This is a genomic window from Herbidospora sp. NBRC 101105, from assembly GCF_030269205.1.
Classification (GTDB): domain Bacteria; phylum Actinomycetota; class Actinomycetes; order Streptosporangiales; family Streptosporangiaceae; genus Herbidospora; species Herbidospora solisilvae.
Genome location: NZ_BSSX01000001.1, coordinates 378,886 through 401,841, shown reverse-complemented (window position 1 = coordinate 401,841; position 22,956 = coordinate 378,886). Strand labels below are relative to the sequence as shown.

27 protein-coding genes and 1 tRNA gene are annotated in these 22,956 nt (G+C 69.6%); 10 read left to right on the top strand and 18 right to left on the bottom strand.

Translation table 11 applies throughout. From position 1 onward, the window contains the following. The first annotated feature begins 86 nt into the window (after positions 1-86). Entirely contained in the window at positions 87-2,687 is a 2,601-nt protein-coding gene (locus QSK34_RS01825) for a DUF5107 domain-containing protein (RefSeq protein ID WP_285579169.1), read from the top strand. Between the two features lie 127 nt (positions 2,688-2,814). Here QSK34_RS01825 and QSK34_RS01820 read toward each other — a convergent pair. Continuing rightward, positions 2,815-2,888: transfer RNA gene (locus tag QSK34_RS01820), tRNA-Ile, on the bottom strand. A 261-nt stretch (positions 2,889-3,149) separates the two neighbouring features. On the opposite strand from QSK34_RS01820, the gene QSK34_RS01815 reads away from it, so the two are divergent. Beyond that, positions 3,150-3,968: a tyrosine-type recombinase/integrase gene (locus tag QSK34_RS01815; protein WP_285579167.1), complete on the top strand. Its 819-nt coding sequence runs from the start codon at positions 3,150-3,152 to the stop codon at positions 3,966-3,968. A gap of 1 nt (position 3,969) precedes the next feature. On the opposite strand, the gene QSK34_RS01810 is transcribed toward QSK34_RS01815, so the two are convergent. The 6 genes from QSK34_RS01810 to QSK34_RS01785 form a co-directional block, all read right to left on the bottom strand. Then, on the bottom strand, positions 3,970-4,563 hold the full coding sequence (locus tag QSK34_RS01810; protein WP_285579165.1) for an alkaline shock response membrane anchor protein AmaP: 594 nt from the start codon (positions 4,561-4,563) through the stop codon (positions 3,970-3,972). Then, entirely contained in the window at positions 4,560-5,117 is a 558-nt protein-coding gene (locus tag QSK34_RS01805) for a DUF6286 domain-containing protein (protein ID WP_285579163.1), read from the bottom strand. Before QSK34_RS01805 ends, QSK34_RS01810 begins: the two co-directional genes overlap by 4 nt. A gap of 44 nt (positions 5,118-5,161) precedes the next feature. Then, positions 5,162-5,455, bottom strand: coding sequence for a hypothetical protein (locus tag QSK34_RS01800; protein ID WP_285579161.1), 294 nt, complete (start codon positions 5,453-5,455; stop codon positions 5,162-5,164). Positions 5,456-5,460: 5 nt separating this feature from the next. Then, positions 5,461-5,646: a hypothetical protein gene (locus QSK34_RS01795; protein WP_285579159.1), complete on the bottom strand. Its 186-nt coding sequence runs from the start codon at positions 5,644-5,646 to the stop codon at positions 5,461-5,463. Next, positions 5,643-5,822 (bottom strand): Asp23/Gls24 family envelope stress response protein, encoded by a 180-nt coding sequence (locus QSK34_RS01790; RefSeq protein ID WP_285579157.1) that lies wholly within the window; start codon positions 5,820-5,822, stop codon positions 5,643-5,645. Before QSK34_RS01790 ends, QSK34_RS01795 begins: the two co-directional genes overlap by 4 nt. 194 nt (positions 5,823-6,016) lie before the next feature. Further along, positions 6,017-6,463 carry an Asp23/Gls24 family envelope stress response protein gene (locus QSK34_RS01785; RefSeq protein ID WP_285579156.1) on the bottom strand — a complete coding sequence of 149 codons (447 nt, stop codon included), beginning with the start codon at positions 6,461-6,463 and terminating at the stop codon, positions 6,017-6,019. A 518-nt stretch (positions 6,464-6,981) separates the two neighbouring features. On the opposite strand from QSK34_RS01785, the gene QSK34_RS01780 reads away from it, so the two are divergent. From QSK34_RS01780 to QSK34_RS01770, 3 genes are all read left to right on the top strand, one after another. Beyond that, positions 6,982-8,604, top strand: coding sequence for an AbeC-like domain-containing protein (locus QSK34_RS01780; RefSeq protein ID WP_285579154.1), 1,623 nt, complete (start codon positions 6,982-6,984; stop codon positions 8,602-8,604). Beyond that, the gene (locus QSK34_RS01775) at positions 8,601-8,879 is read left to right on the top strand and encodes a hypothetical protein (protein ID WP_285579152.1); all 279 of its coding nucleotides are present in this window, start codon (positions 8,601-8,603) and stop codon (positions 8,877-8,879) included. The genes QSK34_RS01780 and QSK34_RS01775 overlap by 4 nt, the downstream gene beginning before the upstream one ends. 225 nt (positions 8,880-9,104) lie before the next feature. Next, positions 9,105-10,028: an alpha/beta hydrolase gene (locus QSK34_RS01770; RefSeq protein ID WP_285579150.1), complete on the top strand. Its 924-nt coding sequence runs from the start codon at positions 9,105-9,107 to the stop codon at positions 10,026-10,028. Here the strand turns inward: QSK34_RS01770 and QSK34_RS01765 are convergent. The 4 genes from QSK34_RS01765 to QSK34_RS01750 are packed head-to-tail and all read right to left on the bottom strand — an operon-like array spanning position 10,015 to position 12,905. After that, positions 10,015-10,845 (bottom strand): hypothetical protein, encoded by an 831-nt coding sequence (locus QSK34_RS01765; RefSeq protein ID WP_285579148.1) that lies wholly within the window; start codon positions 10,843-10,845, stop codon positions 10,015-10,017. The genes QSK34_RS01770 and QSK34_RS01765 overlap by 14 nt on opposite strands. A 4-nt stretch (positions 10,846-10,849) precedes the next feature. Further along, complete coding sequence (locus QSK34_RS01760; RefSeq protein ID WP_285579147.1) at positions 10,850-11,197, bottom strand: TIGR03668 family PPOX class F420-dependent oxidoreductase; 348 nt, start codon at positions 11,195-11,197, stop codon at positions 10,850-10,852. A gap of 19 nt (positions 11,198-11,216) precedes the next feature. Continuing rightward, on the bottom strand, positions 11,217-12,131 hold the full coding sequence (locus QSK34_RS01755) for an NADP-dependent oxidoreductase (RefSeq protein ID WP_161480333.1): 915 nt from the start codon (positions 12,129-12,131) through the stop codon (positions 11,217-11,219). Positions 12,132-12,146: 15 nt separating this feature from the next. After that, complete coding sequence (locus QSK34_RS01750) at positions 12,147-12,905, bottom strand: SDR family NAD(P)-dependent oxidoreductase (RefSeq protein ID WP_285579143.1); 759 nt, start codon at positions 12,903-12,905, stop codon at positions 12,147-12,149. A 77-nt stretch (positions 12,906-12,982) separates the two neighbouring features. On the opposite strand from QSK34_RS01750, the gene QSK34_RS01745 reads away from it, so the two are divergent. Further along, positions 12,983-13,189: a TOBE domain-containing protein gene (locus QSK34_RS01745; RefSeq protein ID WP_161480335.1), complete on the top strand. Its 207-nt coding sequence runs from the start codon at positions 12,983-12,985 to the stop codon at positions 13,187-13,189. Between the two features lie 14 nt (positions 13,190-13,203). Here the strand turns inward: QSK34_RS01745 and QSK34_RS01740 are convergent, their stop codons facing one another. From QSK34_RS01740 to QSK34_RS01730, 3 genes are read right to left on the bottom strand one after another with little or no spacing between them, the layout of a single operon-like run. Then, the gene (locus tag QSK34_RS01740) at positions 13,204-13,611 is read right to left on the bottom strand and encodes a VOC family protein (RefSeq protein WP_285579140.1); all 408 of its coding nucleotides are present in this window, start codon (positions 13,609-13,611) and stop codon (positions 13,204-13,206) included. After that, positions 13,608-14,075, bottom strand: coding sequence for an SRPBCC domain-containing protein (locus QSK34_RS01735; protein WP_285579138.1), 468 nt, complete (start codon positions 14,073-14,075; stop codon positions 13,608-13,610). Before QSK34_RS01735 ends, QSK34_RS01740 begins: the two co-directional genes overlap by 4 nt. Then, on the bottom strand, positions 14,072-14,380 hold the full coding sequence (locus QSK34_RS01730; RefSeq protein ID WP_285579136.1) for an ArsR/SmtB family transcription factor: 309 nt from the start codon (positions 14,378-14,380) through the stop codon (positions 14,072-14,074). The genes QSK34_RS01735 and QSK34_RS01730 overlap by 4 nt, the downstream gene beginning before the upstream one ends. 247 nt (positions 14,381-14,627) lie before the next feature. Here QSK34_RS01730 and QSK34_RS01725 point away from each other — a divergent pair, with 247 nt between their 5' ends. Beyond that, positions 14,628-15,095: a hypothetical protein gene (locus QSK34_RS01725; RefSeq protein WP_285579134.1), complete on the top strand. Its 468-nt coding sequence runs from the start codon at positions 14,628-14,630 to the stop codon at positions 15,093-15,095. Between the two features lie 183 nt (positions 15,096-15,278). Here the strand turns inward: QSK34_RS01725 and QSK34_RS01720 are convergent, their stop codons facing one another. After that, positions 15,279-16,469: an ROK family protein gene (locus QSK34_RS01720; protein ID WP_062352578.1), complete on the bottom strand. Its 1,191-nt coding sequence runs from the start codon at positions 16,467-16,469 to the stop codon at positions 15,279-15,281. Between the two features lie 180 nt (positions 16,470-16,649). Between QSK34_RS01720 and QSK34_RS01715 the strand changes: the two genes are divergently transcribed. Genes QSK34_RS01715 through QSK34_RS01705 form a run of 3 tightly spaced genes read left to right on the top strand, consistent with a single transcriptional unit; the run spans position 16,650 to position 19,714 of the window. Further along, positions 16,650-17,876, top strand: a complete 1,227-nt coding sequence (locus QSK34_RS01715; protein ID WP_161480341.1) for an ABC transporter substrate-binding protein — start codon at positions 16,650-16,652, stop codon at positions 17,874-17,876. Positions 17,877-17,903: 27 nt separating this feature from the next. Further along, positions 17,904-18,872: a carbohydrate ABC transporter permease gene (locus QSK34_RS01710; RefSeq protein ID WP_285579131.1), complete on the top strand. Its 969-nt coding sequence runs from the start codon at positions 17,904-17,906 to the stop codon at positions 18,870-18,872. After that, positions 18,869-19,714, top strand: coding sequence for a carbohydrate ABC transporter permease (locus tag QSK34_RS01705; RefSeq protein WP_161480343.1), 846 nt, complete (start codon positions 18,869-18,871; stop codon positions 19,712-19,714). The genes QSK34_RS01710 and QSK34_RS01705 overlap by 4 nt, the downstream gene beginning before the upstream one ends. 149 nt (positions 19,715-19,863) lie before the next feature. On the opposite strand, the gene QSK34_RS01700 is transcribed toward QSK34_RS01705, so the two are convergent. From QSK34_RS01700 to QSK34_RS01690, 3 genes are all read right to left on the bottom strand, one after another. After that, a complete protein-coding gene (locus QSK34_RS01700) occupies positions 19,864-20,460 on the bottom strand; it encodes a hypothetical protein (RefSeq protein ID WP_285579128.1) in 597 nt (198 codons plus the stop codon). A gap of 151 nt (positions 20,461-20,611) precedes the next feature. Then, entirely contained in the window at positions 20,612-21,550 is a 939-nt protein-coding gene (locus QSK34_RS01695; protein ID WP_285579126.1) for a hydroxyacid dehydrogenase, read from the bottom strand. Beyond that, entirely contained in the window at positions 21,547-22,932 is a 1,386-nt protein-coding gene (locus QSK34_RS01690) for an aldehyde dehydrogenase family protein (protein ID WP_285579124.1), read from the bottom strand. The genes QSK34_RS01695 and QSK34_RS01690 overlap by 4 nt, the downstream gene beginning before the upstream one ends. Between the last annotated feature and the right edge of the window lie 24 nt (positions 22,933-22,956).

Genomic DNA, 22,956 nt, shown 5'->3' with positions numbered 1-22,956 from the left:
CAGGTTGATCCCTTCAACTTAGCGTCTCATCCATTCCACCACGCAGTCCAGCGTTCCGCCAGACGGAACATCTTGAGAGGACCCCTGTGAAGAACCGCGCCCTCTTAGCCCTGGCCCTGGCGATGACCTCAGTGGGAACCACGCTCGTGGCGCTCCCCCCACCGGCCGCGGCCGCGCAGCGGCAGCACGCGCCGCTGCGGATCAGCCAGGTCACCGCGGTCGACGACCGGTCGATCGACATCACGTTCAACACCACCCTCGGGCCGGACATCCTGCAGTTCACGGCGGCGAACCCGGCGTACGCGGGGCAGTTCGTCAAGATCAGCGGCGGCGCGCTCGACGGCCGGCCGGTCGCCCAGATCGCCGGCACGACCGTTCGTCCCGTCGACACCCCCGGCCACCGGACCCTGCGGGTGGTCCTCGGCCCCGGCGTCACCCTCGACGCCGGGACCTACGAACTCTGGTTCGACGGCGGCGCCGACACGCTCGGCGACCTGTTCTTCCGCTCCGCGGACGGCCGCGCCCTGCCCGGCACGTCGACCACGCCCGTCGGGTTCGCGGGCACCGCCGACGACGCCGCCCCCGCCCGGATCGCCTCCGCGAGGCGACTGGACACCCGCACGGTCGAGGTCACGTTCGCCACCACGGTCTGGTCGGGGGTCCCGACCGGCGCCTACACGGGCGCGGACATCACCCTGACCGGCGGCGACGCCGTTTCCCGGCCCGTGTACGTCGAGAGCGTCCCCGGCACCGCCCAGCGCGTGTACCGCCTCTACTTCGGCGCCGACCTCGCGGCCTCGTACCGGCTGGCACTGGCCCCGGCGTTGCGCCTGACCACGAACGCGGGCCAGACCACCACGGAGGTCGCCGCCGACGTGACCGGCGGCGGCGGCGCCTACGAGCCCCCGAGGATCACCGGGGCCGAGGTCGCCGACACCGGCGACCGCATCCAGATCCGCTTCAGCCGCCGGATCGCCTCGGTCGGCGCGCTGCCCGTCAAGGAGACCCGGACCGGCGTGAGCGGCACGAACGTGACCGCCGCCCAGGTCCGCGCCCTGCTGCGGTTCTCCGGCCTGCGTGCCACCTCGGGCCGGGACGCCGCCGAGGCGCTCCGCGACGACGCCGCCTACTTCTCCGACGCCTCCACCCTCGTCGTCAAGCTCGACGACCCGCTCAAGCCCGGCTCACGCGGCACGGTCGCCCTCGTCGAAGGCGCGCTGAAGGACGTCACCGGCACGGCCGGCACCACCGCCGCCGTGCCCGTGCAGGCCCCCCGGCACCCGAGGCCGCCCGGCTCCGGCTTCAACCCGCACGGCCCCGACTACCTGAAGGTGAACACCCGCGCCACCACGGTCTTCCAGCGCTACGACCACCGGGTCAGCGACGACGGCGTCTCGGTCCGCCGCGACGGCGTGGCCGACAGGGTCAGCGGCCAGACCATCAAGACCATCGAGGTCGACACCAAGTACCTGAAGGCCGTCTTCGCCCCCGAGTACGGCGGCCGGCTGGTCTCGATGATCTACAAGCCCACCGGCAACGACCTCTTCTACACCAACCCGGTCGGCACCCCCTACGGCTTCTCCAGCGCCGCCCCTGGGACACCCGGGAACTCGCCGTTCTACCAGAACTGGCTGATGGTCTGGGGCGGCGTGTTCCCCACGCTCACCGAGGCCGAGCACGGCAAGTTCTGGAACGTCCCCTGGGACTACTCGATCAAGCAGGAGAACGGCCGCTTCGCCCTCACCATCACCAAGACCGACGACGTCGACTACCCGTACAAGCCCAGCCGGTACGTCTACGGCGCCACCGGCCTGAAGACCTCGGTCACCTACACGATCGACGCCCGCAGACCGACGCTGGACATGACGGTCGGCATCGAGAACCCCGGCGCGGAGGACAGGCGCTTCGAGTACTGGACCTGCACCACCCTGGCCCCCGGCGCCCCCTCGGACCAGGGGTCGCCGACCATGTCGGTCGTCTCCCCCGTCAAGACGATCTACCGCGACCCCGGCTACCGGTGGATGGAGAGCGTCGAGGAGCCCGCGGGCCCGGCCGGCTCCGGCCTGCTCAAGCTCGACAAGCTCAACCAGATGTCCAACTGGACGCGCGACGGCATCGCTTACGGCCAGGACCTCGCCACCCTGCCCCAGGGCGACTGGTGGGGCGTGATCAACCACGAGAACAACGAGGGCGTCATCCGCGTCGGCGACAACAAGAAGACGCCGGGCATGAAGTTCTGGGAGTGGGGCCAGAACAACTCCTTCGACACCAACGTCTACACCAAGGGCAACTCGGCCCGGCCGTACATCGAACTGTGGGCCGGCGCGTCGCCGAAGTTCTTCACCCCCGCCGTCCTGAAGGCCGGCCAGACCCTGTCGTGGACGGAGACCTACCTGCCCACGATGGACCTCGGCGGCGTCACCAACGCCAACGCCAACGGCGCGGCCGAGGTCAAGGTCGACGCGTCGGGCACGGTCACCGGCCGCCTGTTCGCCACGGCGATCGGCAAGCGCCTGCGCGCGACCCTGGTCGACGCGTCGACGGGCGCGACCCTCGACTCCGAGACGTTCACCGGTTCGCCCGACACGGCGGTGCGGCTCGGCGGCACGGTCGAGCCGGGCGTCCAGGCGCGCCTGATCCTGACCGAGGGCGACACGACGCTGCTGACGGCCGAATCGGGCCTCTGACCCTCATCGGAACGGCCCGGCGGCACACCGGGCCGTTCCCGGCACGGTGCAATGATCATCTTGCGTTGATCACCGGATATCCTGTGGAGGGCCGTCCGCTTTCCACGATGTGGCCTGGGGTTGTGAGTAGGGCGGGTGGGACTTGAACCCACGACCCACGGATTATGAGTCCGATGCTCTGACCGGCTGAGCTACCGCCCCGCTAAAAGCGTGCCTGATCTGGGAATTCGTCAAGCTGTCGGAACGTACCACAAGCGCATATCTAAGCGACAGCATAGGATTCGCAACGTGGCCGAACGGAGACAGCGTATCTCACCACCCTTGATCAACATGGTCGCCTCGTATCGACTGGCCCTGGAATCGGCCAATCGCAGCGAGGGCACGATCCGTTCATACGAAGACACGATCAAGCTATATCTGCGTCACGCGGACGTACATGCCCTCCCCATAACGGTTGATGACGTGGACGCCGACGCGATCCGCCGCTTTCTGCTCGCCACCCGCGCCGGTTGCTGGATCGACGACGACGAAGTTCGCACCCGGTGTGAATGCGGACTGAACGCCACCTCCCCCGGCAACGCGCACAAGCACTACCGCAATCTGCGGGCGTTCTTCGGATGGCTGATCAAGGAGCAGGAACTGCTCGGGCCGCACCCCATGGCGGCCGTCGTCGAGCCGGAGGTGCCCGACAACCCCGAGGACGTCTTCACCGACGACGAGCTGCGGGCCCTGGTCAAGGTGTGCGACGGCGCGACCTTCGAGAGCCGCAGAGACCTCGCCATCATCCGGATCTTCATGGACACCGGCATACGCGCCGGCGGCCTGACCGGGCTCCGCTACCACCCCACCGACCCCGACCTGTCCGACGTCGACCTCGGCGGCAAGCAGCTCACCATCCACCTCAAGGGCGGACGCACACGGCGAATACCCCTCGGGGCCAAGGCCGCCGCGGCCCTCGACCGATATCTGCGGGCACGGGCCCGCCACAAGGACTTCGCGGAGCCGTGGCTCTGGCTCAGCGTGAAGGGGCGGTTCACCCAATCGGGTGTGCGGCAGATGCTGGAGCGCCGGGCGAAGGAGGCGGGCGTGCACAACGTGCATCCCCACCGGTTCCGGCACACCTTCGTGGACGACTGGCTGGAAAGCGGCGGCACCGTCCAGGACGTCATGGAGGTGGGGGGATGGAAGAGCGCCCAGGCCGCCCTGCGGTACGGCCGGGCGGCCGACGAACGCCGAGCCCACACGGCGCACGCCCGCCTGTCGCCCGGCGACCGGATATAACTCAGTGGACCTCGCGGGTCCGCCCGCCCGGGTCGAAGCGGAGCCGTATCAGGGCGGGCAGGCGTTCCAGCCCCAACGCGGTCCGCAGGTCGGGGAGCGCCTCGTCGTGCAACCGGGTGATCAGGGTGTCCGGATGCGCCGGATCCTGTGAGGTCACCCGCAGGTCGAGGGCGGGCGCGTCCGGCTTCCCGCGCAGCGAGGCCCGTGCGCTCCGCACGCCCTCGTAGGCGCTGACCTGACCGGCCAGCGTTTCGCCGGCCTGCCTGCCGCCGATCTCGGTGACCCCGGACGGACCGGCCTCCAGCCGCACCCGATCCAGACGGTCGAGCCGGAACTGGGCGATCAGCCAGCCGAGTCCGATGGCGCCCACCACGGCGCCCGCGGCGGCGACGGCCGGCCAGAACCAGGAGGTGGAGGCGGCGAAGGCGGAGACGGCACCGGGCAGCAGGGGCGCCCGGGCCGCGTTCGCGCCGAAGAGTCCCAGGCCGCACAGCAAGGCGGCGGCGCCCGCCGCGAGAAGGATCAGACCGAGCAGCACCAGGCCGGTCCGGTTGCCCCACGCGATGCCCCGGCCGAAGGCCCTACCTGCTGTCATGGCGCACCTCTCACCTTGGTCTTGACCGTGTAACGGCCGACCGGCGCGAGCTTGGCCAGCTCGTCCTCCACGGCGACCCGCACGCGCTCGCGCACTGCGGCCGTGTCGCGCAGGTCGGTGCCCGCGTGTACGGTCACCCGCCGCCCGCGTACCCGCGCCCGTGCCCGGCGCACCCCGTCCACCTGAGCCGCGACCGTGCCGAGCACCCGGGCCAGCATGCGCCGCGGCGTACTGATGATCATGTCGGGGTCGCCGCTGCGCAGCGCCACCAGCCGGGGCCGCCCGGGGACCGTCCCGATCAGGATGAGCAGCACGCCCACGATCGCCACCGCCCCGGCCGACGCCATGACCGCGTTGTCCTGCCAGGTCGCGGCACGCGCCCAGTCCGCCACCCGGTCGTAGGGCACGATCCGCGCCGGGTGGCCGAACAGCGCCGAGAGCGCCTGCACCGCGATCAGCAGCCCGGCGGCCAACAGGACGAGCGCGGCGATCGCCGCGGGCACCTTCCGCTTGGGACGCAGGAAGCGCGCCCCGCCCCTCCCTCGTGCGGACACGCGGGAAGCCGGTTCCGGACCTTCAGCCCCCGTGTGGAGAGTCGTCATAGCCGCTCCTCGGTTCTGACGAGCCGGACGATGTCGACGTCGACGTTCTCAACGGTGATGCCGGTCAGGTCGCCCATCCGGCTCATGAGCCGCTCGCGCGCCTCCGCCGCGACCTGAAGCAGTGGCGCCGGGTAGCGGACGGCGAGGCCGAGGCGCACGGCGGCGACGGCTCCGCTGACGGACGCCGCCACTCGCGGCGTTCCCGCGAGCCGGTCGTCGTCGGCGGCCACCTCTGTCGCGATCTTCACGAACGCGCGCTCCGAGACCGTGGTGGCGCCGTGCCCAGCCATGGCCGTCACTGCCGCCTGGCCCGAAGCCTGGGGATCTGGACGCCGCCCTCGATCATGAGCCCGACGAAGAAGCCGACGACTCCCAGGACGAGCACGATGAGGAAGGCGTTGAGGCCGCCGAAGGCGCCCACGATTCCGAGGATCGTGCCGAACACGAGCCCGACGATGGACCAAACTGGGAACTGGTTCATGATGAACCTTCCTTCCTGGCTTCTTCGGTGTCGGTGACGTCTTCGACCATCACGTCCACCCGCCTGTCGCCGGACAGCGGGCTTACGGCTTCGCGAACCTCGTCCACGATCTCGGGTATCGGCCTGCCGTACCGGACCGCCACATGAATCTCGACCGCCTCGTCGCGCAGGGACACCCCCGGCACGAATCCGCCGGGCTGATACGTGGCGACCGTCCCGAACGGACCACGGGTGAGCCCGGCGACGCCCGGACACGAGACCACCGTCTCGGCGATCCGCCCCGCGTCCGGAGCGGTCCGGGGCCGCGTGACCCCCGGGTTCGGCGGAGCCGCCGGATCGAACCGGGGGGCCGTGCGGCCCCTGCCCCTGGTCATTGGACCCGCGCACCTTCCCTCATGCCCGAGGACTCGTCCTGACTCGGCAGGTAGACGTCATCGACCGCGACGTTCACCTCGGTCACCTCGAGCCCGCACATCTGCCCGACGGCCGTCGTCACGTGTTCTCGGACCGCTGCCGCGAGGTCCGGAATGGCCACGCCGTAGTCGACGACCAGATCGATGTCCACGGCCGCCTGGCGCTCGCCGACCTCGACCGCGATGCCACGCGTGACGCCGTCCTCGCCGACGAGTCTGCCCTTGAACGCGCCGAACGCGCGGGCCGGCGCGGTGCCGAAGTCGTGGACCCCGGAGATCTCCCGGGCGGCCACGCCGGCGATCTTCGCGACGACGTCCCCCGCGATGGTGGTGCGTCCGTGGTCGTGGGCGCGATCTCGCGGGACGGGCGCACCCTGGGCAGATGGCGCATGGGTCTCCGTCATATGAATCCCCCACTTTGACCGTTTTGACGGCCTTATCGGTTTCTGGCCGCCTTCATCCCTTAGTACCCATTTCGATGAAGGAAGGGATGAAAATCAGGGTTAGGTTGCGTCATGGGCCTGCCTCGACTTGCCAAAGCGCCTTTCTCGGGTGTCCGCACCGCTGGGCCGTGTTTTTGAAGTGATCTAGGTTGTGCGGGATCAAGGGCGGACGATTCGTCGTCATGACCTGACCGATAAGGAGTGCGACGCGCTCAAGAGTTACTTCCACCCCGGGCGGACGAGGCGTGCGAACGGTCGGCGGGCGCCGAAGGGGATCGTGTGGAAGATCCGCACGAGCAGCGCCTGGCATGACGTCCCCCCGAACGGTATGGACCGTGGTGGACGCTCTACACCTGCTTCCGGCGAAGCCCTGGGCGGCGGACGGCCACCATCCTTCGACCGGGACATCAACGACAAAGTCGTGACTCCAACAGGTAATTGTCCTGTTACGGGATGACATTTACCTCTACCGTCGCCACATGTCGGCTTCCACAGTTCTGTCCAACAGCACGCGTTATCTGTCAGCGGGCGCGTACATCGATGCCGAGTTCCGAGACGCCGTCATCGACGAGCTTCTCGGCGACCGATATCGGGCCGTGGCACCGTCACATGGCCGAACCGACGCTCGCACGGTGCTGATGCACTGCCTGCGAGCCAGGCGGGTGACGCTGATCAGGGACGGAGTGATCACACTGCTGCTCGTGCTGGCACTCGGCCTTGACATCGGGACGACGCTGGGGCTGCTGATCGGCATCGTGCCGTTGGCCTTGTTGTCGCGGCGGACGGCTCGCGGCAACCCGGTTTTACGAGCACTCTTGATCATTTGGGCGGCACTGGTTGTGTTCGGCTTCATAGCCCAACTGATGATCATCCTGCTTTATCAGGCAGTAGTCACCGGCATGGGTCTCCCTCAGACAACCAGCGTAGGAGTCGTTCGGCCGGGATACGTTCTGCTGCTGTTGGCGCTCATCGTGGCGGTCTCCTACTGGGTCTTCCAGTACATCCAACTGTCCACCACCTTCGACTTCGGCCGCCCACATACGGTCCCGCAAGAGTCCATCCCCGCCGAGCGTGACTGGTACATCGACCAGGCGCAGCGAGGCAACCTAGCGCTTTACGGTGGTGAAGACCCTTTCATCGGGGCGGGGCAGCCTCACCAGACCTGGTCGATCGTGGTCGAACTCGACCGGAGGCCGCCCAATCCCGGAGCGGCGGCGGGGGAGCGCCGCAACGCCACCATCGACCCGATCGAACTGCATGCCTTCATTCGCGAGCGGTTGGAGCAGATGCGCATCGGCGTCCTGAACGAGCGGGAGAGCATCGCCAAACTCACCGTCTCCGACCATTTGACCGCGCCAGGAACGCTTCATCTGGGCATGGGAACGCATCCACTACTCGGGCCTGCCGGTATGCCGATCTTCTCGCTCGACCCGATGGCCGTCGACGCGGTCAAGCAGAATCCGCAGGGCGCTATGCGCTATTACCAGCGGGTGACCGTGGGGACTGAAGGACCTCCCATCATCTCCAGCGCGGGAGCGCTCGTCGTACCGGCCTCGGACCGCGAGATCGACATCTCGGCGTTCATTCACCTGGCCGTCGAGGGCCGCATGATGTACACCCAGTGCCTGATCACCGCGTTGCCGCCGTGCCGACGGAGTTTCCATGTGATTGACGTGCTGCCGGCGCTGTCCCCCGTTGCCGTCGTCGGCAAGGCGTTGGCGGCGTTGCGTTTGCGGCTGTTCGAGGAAGTTCTCTTCGCGCCCGTTCGTCTGGTCAAGATGGTGTTCGAGCAGAACCGCCAGCAGCGCCCCGGCCGATTTCTCGCCTACCCCTTTGGTGCCCGCGCCAGCGTCCGGGAGCTCGGGGCAGAATCCGAGCCGACGTCGTTCATGCAGGTGCTGGACATCGACAAGTACAGCAAGCTGATCTCGCAGCGGCTCAACGAGGCGGTTCTCGACTACCTGGAGGCCCGCGACATCGACACCACGTCCTATCGCCAGCAGGCGATCGTCAACTACGGCGCGTGGGTGAGCGGGGGGACGGTCAACGGACCGATCGCCGCCGGTCATCAGGCACAGGCGACTCAGCAGGGAGCTTCGTGAACAACAACTACGGCATCCACATCACGGGGGGCACCGTGTCAGGGCCGATGGCGGCGGGGCCGAACGCGAAGGCGGTGCAGGTCAATGAGCTCGCGAACCTCCTCGAGCAGCACGATCTGCCGCCGGAGGCCCAGGCTGACCTGGTCGCCGTGACCGAGGAACTGGCCCGGCCCGAGCCTGACCGGGAGATACTGCGGGCCAAGCTGGAACGACTGGGCTCCTACGCGGTGCTGGCCGAGTCGGCGGCGGCGCTGGCATCCCTGATCTTCGGTTAGCAACCGTCCCATTGTTCGGTCAACTCTTCCGGAGTCACCGACCAGATCCGTTTAGGCCGCGCACCAGTTCCGGCGAGAAACCACGAGACGATCAGACATCCGAGCGCCGGAAAGGCGAGCCGACCGGCCGCCTTCGGCGGGAGTTCCGTCAATGACCTCTTCGTCTTGGACGAATGCTCGCCCTCAGCGAAGATTCGTCCCGCGAAGTCGAGTATGTTCTCGCGCATGCCGCTGCACCCGCAGTCCCAGTTCTTCCTCGACCGTTTCCCGCCCGTCGCCGGGGCCGACCTCGACGCGCTCACCGACGACGAGGTGGCCGTGCTCCGGAACCTCGACAACAAGACCGCCGAGCGCGGGGCCCCCGTCGAGGTCTTCTCGGCCGTCGACACGACGGCCGCCGGAGTTCCCGTACGCGTCTACCGCCCCACCGGCGAGGAGTCGCTTCCCGTCGTGGTCTACCTCCACGGCGGCGGCTGGGTCTACGGCACCCTCCCCCAGCTCGATCCTCTCGGCCGCGACCTGGCCGTTCGCAGCGGGGCGGTGGTCGTGATGGCCGACTACCGGCTGGCGCCCGAGCACGTCTTCCCGGCCGCCGTCGACGACGCCTGGGCGGTCGTCCGCGACGTCTTCGACCGTCCCTCCTTCTACCACGCCGTTCCGGGCATGGTCGCCGTCGCGGGCGACAGCGCCGGGGGCAACCTGGCCGCCGTGGCCGCCTGGCTGGCCCGCGACGCCGGGTTGCCGCTCGTCCATCAGGCCCTGATCTACCCGGTCACCGACGTGGCCATGGACACCCCGAGCTACACCGAGTTCGCCCACGGCTTCGGCCTCAGCGTGACCGACATGGCATGGGTCGTCCGCAAGTACGCCCCCGGCGTCGACCCCCGCGACCCCCGCCTGTCCCCTCTCCACCTGGCCGACAAGTCGGGGCTGGCCCCCGCGACCGTCATCACCGCCGAGTACGACGTGCTCCGGGACGAGGGCCGGGCGTACGCCAAGGCGCTGGCGGACGCCGGGGTGCCGGTCGACCACCACGACTACGCGGGCGCGCTGCACGGGTTCGTCTCCTACCCGGGGTTCTTCGACGTGGCCGACGAGGCCAGGGAGCACGTCGCGCGGAACCTGCGGGCGGCCTTCAGACGTCCCTGAGCTCCCCGAGTTCCTCCGCCGTCACCGGCCGGATCTGGGCGAAGCCGCGCACCAGCACCTCTTCCGGCACGTCATGGGCGATCATCTGCATGGTCGCCCCGCCGGCCCGGCCGAGCGCCCGGGTGAAGCCGCCAGCGGTCCTGACCCACACCCCCGGCGCGGCCTGGCGGCAGGCGGCGTCCGCGTCGATCGGATATCGGGGGACCGGGTCGAGGCACATCTCCTCGGGATCGCTGGCCCCGGGATGGAGGTAGACCTCGACCTCGGTCCTCCCGTCGGGCGACGCGTAGGTCAGCGCGATCTCCCCGTCGACCGGGAAGCTGCTCGACGAGACCAGGTCGTGCCCGGGGATGACCGGCGCGACCAGCGGCACTCCGGAGGAGGCGATCATCTCCTCGAACTCGCGGTCGTACTTGAGCTCCTCCACCGGGCCGGTGGCGGCGAACCCCGCGATCAGGAGGGCGCTCACGCCGATCTTCGGCCATGGGAACCCAGGGGAGAAGAACCAGGAGACGATCAGGAAACCCAGCGCCGGATACGCCATGAGGACCGGCCACGGCACGTCATGGTCGAGCAGCACGTGCCAGTCCGCCGCAGTGGACATGAGCACATAGGCGGCGGGGAAGGCGAGCAGGCCTGCGGGCAACCACCAGGGCAGACGCGCCAGCCAGCCGAGGATCAGACCGAGCGTGAGGGGAGCCGCGAGCACCAGGACCAGGTCGCCCGAGTCTTGGTCCATCAGCGCCCACATGCTGAACGCGAACGTGGCGACCCAGATCGCCATGGCGACCAGCAGGCGTCTCCCCCATAACGGCATGCGCCTAGTCTGGCAGCGCCGTCCAATCCCGCCATAGATGTACGTCAATCACGATGAACGGCCCGGCAGGCGGAATTTCCCGATATTGCGGATATTTTGCCGTCAACGCGTCGACCGGCCATTCATCGACGACCCGGGCGGTCCCGTCCGCCCGTACCCACCACAACCTCTCCCAGTTCTCCTCGTAGTGGTCGGCGAGCACGCTCACCCGGGGATCGGCCGCGATGTTCTCCAGGCGGCGCAGCCGCCGGGTCGTCTTGGGCTTGTGGTCGACGGCGGTCACGATCACGTCGCCCTCCAGGGCGAACGTCACCGGCACCACGTGCGGGCCCGCGGTCGCCAGCCGGGCCACCCGGGCCGCCGCGAAGCGCTCACGCGGTGATGACGATCTTGCCCTGTGCGTGCCCGTTCTCGACCTCCCTCAACGCCCGGTCGGCCTGGTCGAGCGGATAGGTCGCGGTCACGTGCGGGTCGAGCACGCCGTCGGCCACCAGGTCGGCGACCGCGCCCAGCACCTCCTTGGTGCGGGCCCGCGCGACCGGCTTGCCGCCGAGGTCCCTGGCCGTGGTCTGGTCTCCGGCGGAGATCAGCTTCGAGTGGTCCTTCAGCACCGGCGCGACCTCGCGGAGCGCGTCGCCGCCGACCAGGTCGTAGATGCCGTCGACGCCCTGCGGGGCCACCGCGCGCACCCGCTCGGCGACGCCGGGGCCCGGTTCCACGTACGCCGCCCCGAGCGACTCGACGAACCCCCGTTTGGCCGGGTCGGCGGTGCCGATCACGCGCACCCCGGCGTGCCGGGCGATCTGCGCGGCGGCCGTGCCGACGCCCCCGCCGATGCCGGTGATCAGCAGGGTGCCGCCACGCGGCAGGCCGAGCTGGCGGACGCCGTCGTAGGCCGTGGCGGCGGCGACCGGCAGGGTGGCGGCGTCCTCGAACGAGACCACGTCGGGCTTGCGGGCCAGGCCGGACGCCGGGAGGACGGCGTACTCGGCGTAGCCGCCCTTCAGCGGGCTGCCGAAGACGGCCTCCCCCGGCTTGAGCCCGGTGACGCCGGGGCCGATCTCGGCGATGACCCCGGCGACCTCGTTGCCGAAGACTGCCGGGAAGTGGTCGGGGTTGACGCCCGGCCCGCGCCAGCCGGTGCGGCGCTTCCAGTCGGCCGGGTTGACCCCGGCGGCCTTGACCCTGACGACGACCTGGCCCGGTCCGGCGGTCGGTTTGGGCAGGTCGGCGAACTCCTCGACCTCGGGGCCGCCGTACTCCCGGTACACGTAGGCTTTCGGCATCTCGCCCTCCTCGGCTTACCGTTCCTGCTCCGTCGGCCGGATGAGCACCTCGTTGATCGCGACGTGCCGGGGCCGGGTCACGACGTACACGATGGCGTCGGCGATGTCCTCCGGCTGCATGCGCTCGACGTCGCCGAAGGTGCTCCTGATGCCCTCCAGCACCTCGGGCCGGTTGTGCCCGGCCAGCTCGGTCTCCACCGCGCCTGGCTCTATCAGCGAGATCCGCACGTGCTTGCGGGCGACCTCCTGCCGCAGCGCCTCGCTGAACGCGCCGACGCCGTGCTTGGTGAGGTTGTAGACGCCGCTCCCGCTGCGGGCGATGCGCCCGGCGACCGAGGAGACGTTGACCATGTCGGCCACGTAGCGGGGCCCGTCGTCGGCGGCCCTGATCAGGTGCGGCAGGGCGGCGTGCGCGCAGTAGAGCAGCCCCAGGACGTTGACCTCGACCATCCGCTGCCATTCGGAGACGGGCGCGTCCTGCGCGGGCCCGAGCAGCATGACGCCGGCGTTGTTGACCAGGGTGTCGATCCGGCCGAGCTCGGAGGCGGTGCGCTCGACGGCCGCGCGGGCCTGCGCCTCGTCGGTCACGTCGGCCTCGATGACCAGGACCCGGCCGCCGTCCTTGCCGATCCGGGCGGCCAGGTCCTCAAGACGTTCCCGCCGCCGGGCGACCACCGCGACCGCGGCGCCCTGGTGGGCGAGCGCCACAGCGGCGGCCTCCCCGATTCCGCTCGACGCCCCCGTGACCAGGGCGACCGTGCCGTCAAGGCGCATGACTTACCCCTTTCGTCCGTTCCCCAGTCTACGGACAGGGTGTTTTCCGCCCCCGCGAGCCCGGGCACAGGACGATCATGAAACTGAGTGCACGGAACGCGATCCCGGCCGAGGTCACCGGGGTCACGCGGGGCGAGGCCACCGCCAACGTCGAGTTGTCGGCGGGTGGCCTCCGGCTGGTCGCGTCGATCACCGCCGAGGCGGCCGAGGAACTCGGACTGGCGGTCGGCAGCCGGGTCACGGCGATCGTGAAGGCCTCCGACGTGATCCTGGCGACCGGCTGACGCCCCGTGGGCGGTCAGCCTCGTGAGGAGATCTGCTGCACCGCCCACCCGTTCCCGTCGGGGTCGTCGAAGAACACGAACCCGACGTTGTCGAGGGGATCGGCCACCGGATCGGGGTTCTCCCCGATCGTCTGTACGCCGGTCACCTCGACCCCTCGCTCCACCAGCAGCGCGTGCGCCTTCCGGATGTCCGGCACCACAAGCTGGAGCCCCCGCAGCGACCCCGGCGGCATCTGCGGCACCGCCCCCTTCCCGATCACGATCGAGCAGCCCGACCCGGGCGGGGTGAGCTGCACGATCCTGACGTCGTCGCCGAACGCCGTGTCGTGGTCGACGGCGAAGCCCAGCCGGTCGGCGTAGAAGGCCTTGGCCCGGTCGACGTCCGACACGGGCACGACGACCACTTCGAGGGTCCAGTTCATGCCTGTCCTTCCAACAGCAGATCGATTCTCGTGTACGCCTCCGCCATGCCCCTGGCCATCGGGTAGCGCAGCGCAGTGGCCCGGCCGGCGGGGGTGGCGTAGCGGATCGTGGTGGTGAGCAGGGTCGCGGCCCCCTCCTCGGCGAGGTCGTGGGTGATCACGGTGACCCCGGGATACGACTGCTCGTCGAAGACCTCGCTGATCGTGATCGAGACGGGCGGCTCGACGGCCCGCACCTCCCCGCGCTGCGTCATCCGCGCCCCGCCCGGCCCTTCGGAGACGAACAGGTAGGCGGCCCCCACAGCGGCCTCGAACGAACACTCCACCAGCCGCCACCCCCCCGCCCCGTACCACTGGACGAGCAGGCCGGGCACGGTGAGCGCGGCGAACACCCGGTCGCGGGGCGCGGCGAACCGGCGGGTGACCACCAGCTCCCGGTCGCCCCGGGTGACGACGTCGGTCATTCCATGCCCTTCAGCAGGGCGTCGAGCCGCTGGAAGCTCTCCTCCCAGTAGTCGCGGTAACCGGCCAGCCATTCGGTCGCCTCACGGAGCGGTTCGGCGGCCAGGCGGCAGGGCCGGCGCTGGGCGTCTCTCCCGCGGGTGATCAGGCCCGCCTTCTCCAGGACCTTGAGGTGCTTGGAGACGGCCGGCTGGCTCATCGCGAACGGGGCGGCCAGTTCGGTCACCGTGGCCTCGCCCTGCGCGAGCCGGGCCAGGATCGCCCGGCGAGTGGGGTCGGCCAGGGCGGCGAACGTGGCGTCCAGCATGGGCAGATAACCTTCCAGTTATTTAACAGGATGGTTTTATACCACTCCGTCGACGGGGCTTGCCAGGGTCGCCGCCCATGTTCTGCCGGCCGCGGTGGTGCCGGCCGCAGCGGCGACTACCGGATCAGGGCCCGCTTCCGGCCGACCGACGGCTACCAGCCGCAGCTCCTGCTGCTGATGATCTCCCCGGGAAGGGCGGCCGCCGCCGGGAGTTCCCTGTCCGCCGCCACCGCTAGATTGTGCGCCCATGTCCTGGAGATCCCTGATCTACTTCGCCCTGGCGTTCTGCGTGTCGATGGCCAACCTGGTCGCGGGCGGGGGCACGCTGACCGGGCCGCTCGCCTACGTCGACCCCGACGGCGAGTGCGCCTACACCCCGGAGGAGACGGGTACCGGGCCTTCCGCCGATCAGGTGGTGTCCGTCTCCGCCGCACCCGCGATCGTGGTGGTCGGCCTCCTCGTCCTGGCCCTGGCCACCACCCACGGCCGGGCCCGGCTCGGCCGGGTGACGGTCCGGGCGCTGGCGGGGGTGCTGCTGCTGACGGGCGGCTACGGCACCGTGACCTTCCTCGTCAATGTGATCGCCTACTCCGACTGCTACTACGGCCTGGGCGGCGACGTGAGCGAACTGGTCTACTTCGTGGCCCCGGCAGTGCCCCCGGCGGTCGCCGCGACCGCCATGTTCCTGGCCGCCGCCCGCGACGAACGGGCATGAGCGTCGCCCTGTCAGGCCCCCGAAGTGCCCCGGCAGTCACCGCCACAGCCATGTGCGTGGCCTCGACCCGCGACGAACGGTCGCGAGCGTCGTCCTGTCAGGTCCCCGCACCGGGGGTGAGCCATCTATCTCGCGCCAGCCTTCGTCGTGCCGGAACCTTAGTTCAACCCTTTGACATAAGCATCAACTGGCGGCGTGCAGCCGCAGTGGAGCGCTCGCGTCGAGGAACTCCTCCAGCACCAGCGTGGCCGCCCCCATGGCGACCGCGTCGGGGCCCAGTTCGCCCAGCACGATCGAGGTCGCGTTGTAGGGCTGGGTGAGGGAGTTCTCCCCCACCACGACGCGGATCTGGTCGAGGTGCCGTTCGCCGATCATCAGGCCGGCCCAGCCGCCGATCAGTATGCGCTCCGGGTTCAGCATGTTGATCAGGTTCGCCAGACCGGTCCCCAGGTAGGTGAGCGTCTCGTCGACGACCGGACCGCCGTCGGCGAGCACCCGGCCGAGCGCCGACGGCCAGTCGGTCGTCTGGGCCGGCACGCCAGCCCTGGCCAGCAGTCCTTCTGCCCCGATGTAGGCCTCCAGGCAGCCGCGCGAGCCGCAGCGGCACGGGCGGCCGTTCATCTCGATCTTGGTGTGGCCCCATTCTCCGGCGGAGTTGGAGGTCCCGCGCACGGCCTGGCCGTCGGCCACCACCGTGGCCCCGACGCCCGAGCCGATCAGCACGATCACCGCGTGGTCGGCCCCCCGGCCGGCCCCGAACCACAACTCGGCCTGTCCCATCGTCTTGGCGCCGTTGTCGATGAAGACGGGCAGGGAGGTGCCGGCCCGCATCAGCGCGCCCAGCGGGACGCCGTCCCAGCCGAAGGTCTTGGCGTGGATGAGCGCGTCGGAGGCGCCGCGCTCGACGATCCCGGGCACCCCGATGCCGACGCCGAGCACCTGGGCGGCGGTCACCTGGCCGTCGGCCAGCACGACGTCGATCCCGGCCAGGATCCGCCGCGCGACCAGCTCGATGTCGTGGTGGGAGGGCCGGAGGGTGTAGTCAACCCGGGCCTTCTCGGTCATCTCCAGGTCGAAGAGCTCGACCCTCACGTGGGTCTCGGCGACGTCGACGCCGATGAGGTAGGCGTACACGGGATTGACCCGGAGCAGCACCCTCGGCCGGCCGCCGTCGCTGTCGACCTGACCGGCCTCCATGAGGATCTTCTCGGTCAGAAGGTCGCCGGTCATGGTGCTGATGGTGGCCGCGCTCAGGCCGGTGAGGCCGGTCAGCTCATGTCGGCTGCGGGGTCCGCCGAAGTACAGCGTCCGCAGCAGCATGCCGCGGTTCCCCTTCCGGACGTCCCTGACCGTCTTGCGCTCCGGCCTTGCCATGGGCCTGTCCTCCCGTTTTCTGCCGACATGTTAGTTCAATGCGTGAACGAAACGGCTACCAGGCAAGTGCCGCCGCACAGGGTAGCGGGTGCCGCGTTACCAAAGCGTTTCCGACGAGGGACTGATCTTTTTTTGCGTCTTACATTATCGTCTGTTCAACCCCCCGAGAAGGAGATGGAAATGATCAGGAGAGTCACTGGGGCGGCTGCCGCAGCGGTGCTGCTCGCCGGGCTCGCCGCCTGCGGCGGCGGCTCCGAGGAGGGCGGCGCGGGCTCTGCCACGGAGTTGACCTACTGGATGTTCCAGGACCGCACCCCTCAGGCCGGCGAGGTGGTCGAGAAGATCCGCACGGACTTCGAGAAGGCCAACCCCGGGGTCAAGGTGAACATCGTCAAGATCCCCAAGGACGACTACAACACCAAGCTCGGCTCCGCCCTCGCCGGCAACACGGTCCCCGACGTCGGGATCCTCGACCAGCCCCTGGTCTCCCGCTTCGCGCAGGAGGGCACCATCAAGGAGGTCCCGGCCGGCACGCTCAACGAGGCCGACTTCTGGGAGGGCGCGCTCAACACCAACAAGGTGGGCGGCAAGCTCTACGGCTTCCCGATCGACCACACCGCGGTCGCCCTCTTCTACAACAAGGCGCTGGTCCCGACCCCGCCGAAGACGTGGGACGAGCTCAAGTCGATCAGCGCCGCGATCCACCAGAAGGACCCGAAGGTGGCCGGCATCGTGGTGCCGAAGGGCGACGGCTACGGCGCCTGGATGTGGCCGGGCGTGGTCGGCGGAGCCGGCGGCCAGATGGTCGACGAGGCGAACAAGAAGATCCTGTTCGACCAGGCGCCGGCGGTCGAGGCGCTCCAGCTCTGGGTCGACCTGCTGCCGTCCTCGCCCCGTGAGATCACCGACTCCGACCAGGCGTTCGCCAACGGCCTCGCGGGCATGATGATCTCCGGTCCGTGGGACGTCGCCACGATCAAGGACCAGTTCCCCGACCTCGACTTCAACGTCGCCCCGCTGCCGTACAAGACCACCCCGGCGGGCAACATCGGCGGCGAGAACGCGGTCGTGTTCACGAAGGGCAAGAACGAGCAGCTCGCGTGGAAGTGGCTGCAGCACCTGACCAACTCCACCAACAACACCGTGCTGGCCCAGGCCCTGGGCGGCTTCCCGGTCAACAAGGAGGCCGCCGAGCGCGACGCCGCCACCTTCGGCGAGCAGCAGCAGGCCTTCCTGGAGCAGCTCAAGGTGGCGCAGGCCCGTCCGGCCCTCCCGCAGTGGATCCAGATCAACGACGAGATCATCGCCCCGGCCCTGGAGTCGGCGCTGAGCGGCAAGATGACCGCCCAGGAGGCGCTCACCGACGCGGCCAACAAGACCCGCGCCCTGCTCGGCTGGAACAGCTAGCCCAGTCATCACGGAAGCGAGGCAACCGTGGCATCTCCGGTCGTGGCCCAGCGGCCCGCCGAGACGCCGGCCAGGCCCGGACGGCGCCGCCGTCCGGGCATCGGCAGGCGTGACCACCTGATCGGGTGGCTCCTCATCGCCCCCGCGCTGGTGTACTTCATCATCTTCCTGCTCTATCCGGCCCTGGCCGCCCTGTACTACAGCTTCACCGAGTGGGACCTGCACTCCGCGCCGATCTGGGTGGGGCTGCAGAACTACACCGACCTGTTCTTCGACGACGTGAAGTATCCGCACTTCTGGAAGTCGATCCAGGTCACCCTGCAGTACACGCTCGTCGCGGTGCCGCTGACGCTGGTGGCGGCGCTGGGCCAGGCGCTGCTGATCAACGCCATCCGGCGCGGCTCGAACCTGTTCCGGCTGCTGCTGTTCCTGCCCGTCGTGACCGCGGAGGCGGCGGTCGGCGCCATCTGGCGCTGGCTCTACGACCCGCAGTACGGCCTGGTCAACGCCGTGCTTGGCCTGGTGGGCATCCCCCGGCAGAACTGGCTGAACACCCCGGAGCTGGTCATCCCGGCGCTGGCCTTCATCGCCGCCTGGCAGTGCGGCATCTCGATGATCATCTACCTGGCCGGCCTGAAGAGCATCCCCCAGTCGATCAGGGAGGCGGCGGTCATCGACGGCGCGGGCCCGGTGCAGCGCTTCTTCAAGGTGACGGTCCCGATGCTCCGCCCGACCACGTTCTACCTCGTCGTGACCGGCATCATCGCCGCGCTCCAGGTCTTCGGGCTCGTGTACGTCATCTTCAGCGGCGGCGGCAACCGGAGCGTCACCGGCGGCCCCGAGCAGTCGGGCCTGGCCTACGTGCTGCACATCTACCTGTACGCGTTCCGCTACAACGCGATGGGCGCCGCCTGCGCGATGTCGTTCATCCTCCTGGTCTTCATCATGATCATCACGTTCGTGCAGTTCAAGTTCATGAAGCAGGAGGCGTCGTGAACCAGAAGACGGTGCGCCGCCTGCCCATCTACATCGCGCTGATCCTGCTGGCGCTGGTGTCGGTCGTCCCGTTCGTGTGGATGCTCGCGACGTCGTTCAAGAACGGCCCCGACGTCTACACCCAGGTGCCGCAGCTCCTCCCGCTGGACAAGAAGACCGGCGAGTGGAACCCCACGCTGGGGAACTACGAGTACGTCTTCACCATCAGCGGCCTGGGCACGGCGTTCTGGAACAGCGTGTGGATCACCTGCGTGCTGGTCCCGCTGAAGCTGCTGATCGACGCCCTGGCGGCCTACGCGTTCGCGCGCATCCCGTTCCCGGGCCGGGACAAGATCTTCGTCCTGATGCTGGCCGGCATGATGGTGCCGACGATCACCCTGCTGGTGCCGCGCCTGCACGTCACGCAGCTGCTCGGCGTCTACGACTCGCCGTGGGGCATCATCCTGCCCAACGTGGCCTCGGTGCTGGACATCTTCCTCATGCGCCAGTTCTTCCGCACACTTCCGGTCGAACTGGAGGAAGCCGCCCGCATCGACGGCGCGGGCCGGATGGCCATCTTCTGGCGGGTGATCCTGCCGCTGTCGAAGCCGGTGCTGGCCGTCGTGACGATCACCAGCTTCATCTTCCACTGGAACGACCTGGTGTGGCCGCTGATCGTGCTCAACAGCCCCGACCTCTACACGCTGCCGCTGGCGTTGCAGCAGCTCGCGAGCACGGAGTCGGGCCGGGCCTACTACATCATGGCGGGCGCGGCGCTCGCGGTGATCCCGGTCATGGTCGTGCTGCTGATCTTCCAGCGGCGCATCATGCAGGGCATCGCGTTCTCGGGCCTGAAGAGCTAGCGGCTTCTCAGACGTGCGGAGGGTGTCCGGCATCGGGTCGTGACCACCGAAACAGACACCCTCTCAACGCCCGTCGGACATCCGGCTCCTTTGGAACACGACATCGGCGGCCCGGCCAAGATATCCGGAAATATCCCGACGGGGCTCGTTCACGCTCCCGGGGAGACCCGGTGGAGGGTCCGGGTCGTCGAGAACCAGGGCCGGTCGATGAAACGGCCGGTTATCCGTCCCATCATGACCAGGAAGCGGTCGAACGTCTCGGCGTCGCTCAGCTCCCCCAGGAGTTCGAGCCCGCGTCCGTGGGCCGCGAACTCCTCGACCTCCACCTTGCCTCCCGGCTCAGACGGTGGGTACACGTCTCCGATGTAGTCGCCGTCTCGCAGGTAGATCAGGTGGCCGCGGTGGACGACCTCATGGAAATAGGCCTCCAGGACACGCCGCCCACCCGAACTCAACGCCTCGACGATCTCCGGCGGCACCGACCCACGGTTGACGGTGAGGACGACCGACCAGCCCGGCGCGTGCTCCCCGACCCAGACGACCAGCGTCTTCCGGCCTACGCCGGACGCCCGCATGGCCGTGGGGAAGTCGCACGGCGTGCCGGAATCCGGCTCGGCACCGAGGCGGCGGGCGATCTCGCCGACGTCTTCGGTGTCCACCCACAGGCAGTTGAACGACTCCAGACAGTGCTCCACCAGGAGGTCCCACTGGCTCTCCTCAGGAAGAGCATTCTCTGCGATCTGCATCGTCATCCTTTCACTCGTATTCGACGGAATGACGACGGTGCGGCACACCTCGTCCGGGAGAGCCGCTGCTGAGGGGTCGATGTCCGGATGGTTCAGCGGATCCTGGCACCGACCTGCGCGATCTGGCAAAACCGCAGCGGAAACTACTCGTCTAGGCCTGACGCGACAGCACGCGCGGGTCCACCTCGTACCTGAGGGCGACACCGCGCCTCAGCCGTGCCACCTCCTCCAGCGCCGTCCGCCCCAGCCGCCCGACCTCCGACCCCAGGGCCCCCGCGACGTGCGGGGTGAGCACCACGTTGGGCAGGTCCCAGAGCGGCGAGTCGGGCGCGGGGGGCTCGGGATCGGTGACGTCCAGGATCGCGGAGATCCGGCCGGTGCGGAGCTCCGCGATGAGCGCGGCCTCGTCCACGAGAGAACCCCGGGCGGTGTTGATGAGGGTCGCGCCGTCCTTGAGCGCCCGCAGGCGCTCCGCGCCGATGAGCCGGTACGTCTCCGGCGTGGCCGGGGCGTGGATCGACACCACGTCGCTGCGGCCGATCACGACGTCGAGGTCGTGGGTGACCAGGTCGTCGGCGTAGGGGTCGGCGACCAGCACCTCCAGGTCGAACGGCCGGAGCAGCTCGATGACCCGCCGGCCGACGCGGGAGGCGCCGACGACGCCGACGGTCTTGCGGTAGTTGCCGAGGTCGTTGTCCTGCGTCAGCAGGCCCAGGTCGCTACGGGCCGCGCGGTAGTCGCGGGCCAGTCGCGGCACGGCCTTGTTGGCCAGCAGGATCATCGCGAGGGTGTACTCGGCGACCGGGATCGCGTTGGCGTCGGCGGCCGAGCTGACCACGATGCCGCGCGCGAACACCTCGGGCGTGACGTGCCCCTTGATGCTCCCGGCGGCGTGCACGACGGCCTTCAGGTTCGGCGCGGCCTCCAGCGCCCCGCCGTCGAGGACGGGGCAGCCCCAGCCGGTCACCAGGATCTCCGTGCGGGCCAGCCGGGCCCGGGCCGCCGCGCTGCGGAACTCGGTCAGCGGCGGCTCGGGCAGGTCGAACAGCCGGACCGCGAGCTCCGGGTACATCGCGTAGTCGACGATCACCGCCGGGTCCATTCGGGCAGGTCGAGCGGCCCGCGCTGCACCCCGATCCACTGGCGGCGGGTGAACCCGGGCATCTGGTTCTCGGCGCCGTGCCGGGCGTGCGCGTCGTTGACGTGCACCTCCCCCGCGTTCAGCCGTTCGGCGACGGCCATGCCGCGCATCAGGTCGCGGCTGAAGACGGAGTTCATCAGCATCGGATAGCCGTTGACCAGCCCGATCGCCTCCTCCTCTGTCGCCGCGACGGTGACCGGCAGCACCGGCCCGAAGATCTCCTCGGCGAACGCCGGCATGTCCGGGGTGACCCCGGTGAGCACGGTCGGCCGGTAGAACAGCCCGTCGTAGGTCGCGCCGGTGGCGACCACCGCCCCCTTCTCGACGGAGGGCAACACGATGCGCTCGTGCACGCGGTCGCGCTGCGCCTCGCTGATCAGCGGCCCGAGGTCGACGCCGTCGAAGGGGTTCCCGACGGTCAGCGCGGCGGCCTTGCGGGTGAGCGCGGCGACGTAGGCGTCGGCGACCGGTTCGAGCACGATGTGGCGGCTCGCGCTGATGCACGTCTGCCCCTGGAACTCCAGCGACGCGATCAGCGCGCACGACGCGGCCAGTTCGACGTCGGCGTCGTCGAGCACCACGAACGCGTTGCTCCCGCCGAGCTCCAGCCGCACCGGCCGCAGGTCCCGCGCGGCCGACACCGCGATGGCCGTGCCGACCTCGCGTGACCCGGTGAAGTCGAGCAGGTCGAGCCCCCGGTGCTCGGCCAGCGCGTGCCCCGCCTCCGGCCCGTCGCCCTCGACGACGTTGAAGACGCCCGGCGGCAGCCCGGCCGCGTCGGCCGCCTCGGCCAGCACCCGCCCGCCGATGATCGGCGTCAGCTCGGCCGGCTTGAGCACGATCGTGTTCCCGAACGCCAGCCCCGGCGCGACCGCCCGCATGGCCAGATTGACCGGATAGTTCCAGGGCGTGATGATCCCGAGCACCCCGAGAGGCACCGCCCGCGACAACGACAGCTTTCCTGCCTTGTACGGCTGGAGGACGTCCCCCGCCGTCCCGCACGCCTCCACAGCGGAGATGGCGAGCTGCTTCAGCCCGGCCGACACCTCGTCGACGGCCTTGGCCCGCACTCCCCCGGTCTCCCGCATGGACAACTCGACGAGCTCGTCGTAGCGCGACCGCAGGTGGTCGGCGAACGCCGTCAGGTAGGCGGCCCTCTCTGGCGCCCCGAGGGCGGCCCATCCCGGCTGGGCCCGGCGGGCGGCCGCGACGGCCCGGTCGACGTCGGCGGCGGTGCCGAGGGCGTATCGGCCGATCTCGGCTCCGGTGGCCTTCTCGTGCACGGGAGCGGTCTCAACGGCCGGGACGAAAGCCCCATCGATGTAGTGCATAGGCTATATTCTATACTTAAGCGT

What these genes read in the sequence shown, in the direction of transcription:
- QSK34_RS01810 (WP_285579165.1), bottom strand. Translation starts at nt 4,563, where the DNA reads ATGACAGCAGGTAGGGCCTTCGGCCGGGGCATCGCGTGGGGCAACCGG.
- QSK34_RS01800 (WP_285579161.1), bottom strand. Translation starts at nt 5,455, where the DNA reads ATGGCTGGGCACGGCGCCACCACGGTCTCGGAGCGCGCGTTCGTGAAG.
- QSK34_RS01795 (WP_285579159.1), bottom strand. Translation starts at nt 5,646, where the DNA reads ATGAACCAGTTCCCAGTTTGGTCCATCGTCGGGCTCGTGTTCGGCACG.
- QSK34_RS01785 (WP_285579156.1), bottom strand. Translation starts at nt 6,463, where the DNA reads ATGACGGAGACCCATGCGCCATCTGCCCAGGGTGCGCCCGTCCCGCGA.
- QSK34_RS01780 (WP_285579154.1), top strand. Translation starts at nt 6,982, where the DNA reads ATGTCGGCTTCCACAGTTCTGTCCAACAGCACGCGTTATCTGTCAGCG.
- QSK34_RS01770 (WP_285579150.1), top strand. Translation starts at nt 9,105, where the DNA reads ATGCCGCTGCACCCGCAGTCCCAGTTCTTCCTCGACCGTTTCCCGCCC.
- QSK34_RS01765 (WP_285579148.1), bottom strand. Translation starts at nt 10,845, where the DNA reads ATGCCGTTATGGGGGAGACGCCTGCTGGTCGCCATGGCGATCTGGGTC.
- QSK34_RS01755 (WP_161480333.1), bottom strand. Translation starts at nt 12,131, where the DNA reads ATGCCGAAAGCCTACGTGTACCGGGAGTACGGCGGCCCCGAGGTCGAG.
- QSK34_RS01750 (WP_285579143.1), bottom strand. Translation starts at nt 12,905, where the DNA reads ATGCGCCTTGACGGCACGGTCGCCCTGGTCACGGGGGCGTCGAGCGGA.
- QSK34_RS01745 (WP_161480335.1), top strand. Translation starts at nt 12,983, where the DNA reads ATGAAACTGAGTGCACGGAACGCGATCCCGGCCGAGGTCACCGGGGTC.
- QSK34_RS01740 (WP_285579140.1), bottom strand. Translation starts at nt 13,611, where the DNA reads ATGAACTGGACCCTCGAAGTGGTCGTCGTGCCCGTGTCGGACGTCGAC.
- QSK34_RS01735 (WP_285579138.1), bottom strand. Translation starts at nt 14,075, where the DNA reads ATGACCGACGTCGTCACCCGGGGCGACCGGGAGCTGGTGGTCACCCGC.
- QSK34_RS01730 (WP_285579136.1), bottom strand. Translation starts at nt 14,380, where the DNA reads ATGCTGGACGCCACGTTCGCCGCCCTGGCCGACCCCACTCGCCGGGCG.
- QSK34_RS01725 (WP_285579134.1), top strand. Translation starts at nt 14,628, where the DNA reads ATGTCCTGGAGATCCCTGATCTACTTCGCCCTGGCGTTCTGCGTGTCG.
- QSK34_RS01720 (WP_062352578.1), bottom strand. Translation starts at nt 16,469, where the DNA reads ATGGCAAGGCCGGAGCGCAAGACGGTCAGGGACGTCCGGAAGGGGAAC.
- QSK34_RS01715 (WP_161480341.1), top strand. Translation starts at nt 16,650, where the DNA reads ATGATCAGGAGAGTCACTGGGGCGGCTGCCGCAGCGGTGCTGCTCGCC.
- QSK34_RS01700 (WP_285579128.1), bottom strand. Translation starts at nt 20,460, where the DNA reads ATGCAGATCGCAGAGAATGCTCTTCCTGAGGAGAGCCAGTGGGACCTC.
- QSK34_RS01690 (WP_285579124.1), bottom strand. Translation starts at nt 22,932, where the DNA reads ATGCACTACATCGATGGGGCTTTCGTCCCGGCCGTTGAGACCGCTCCC.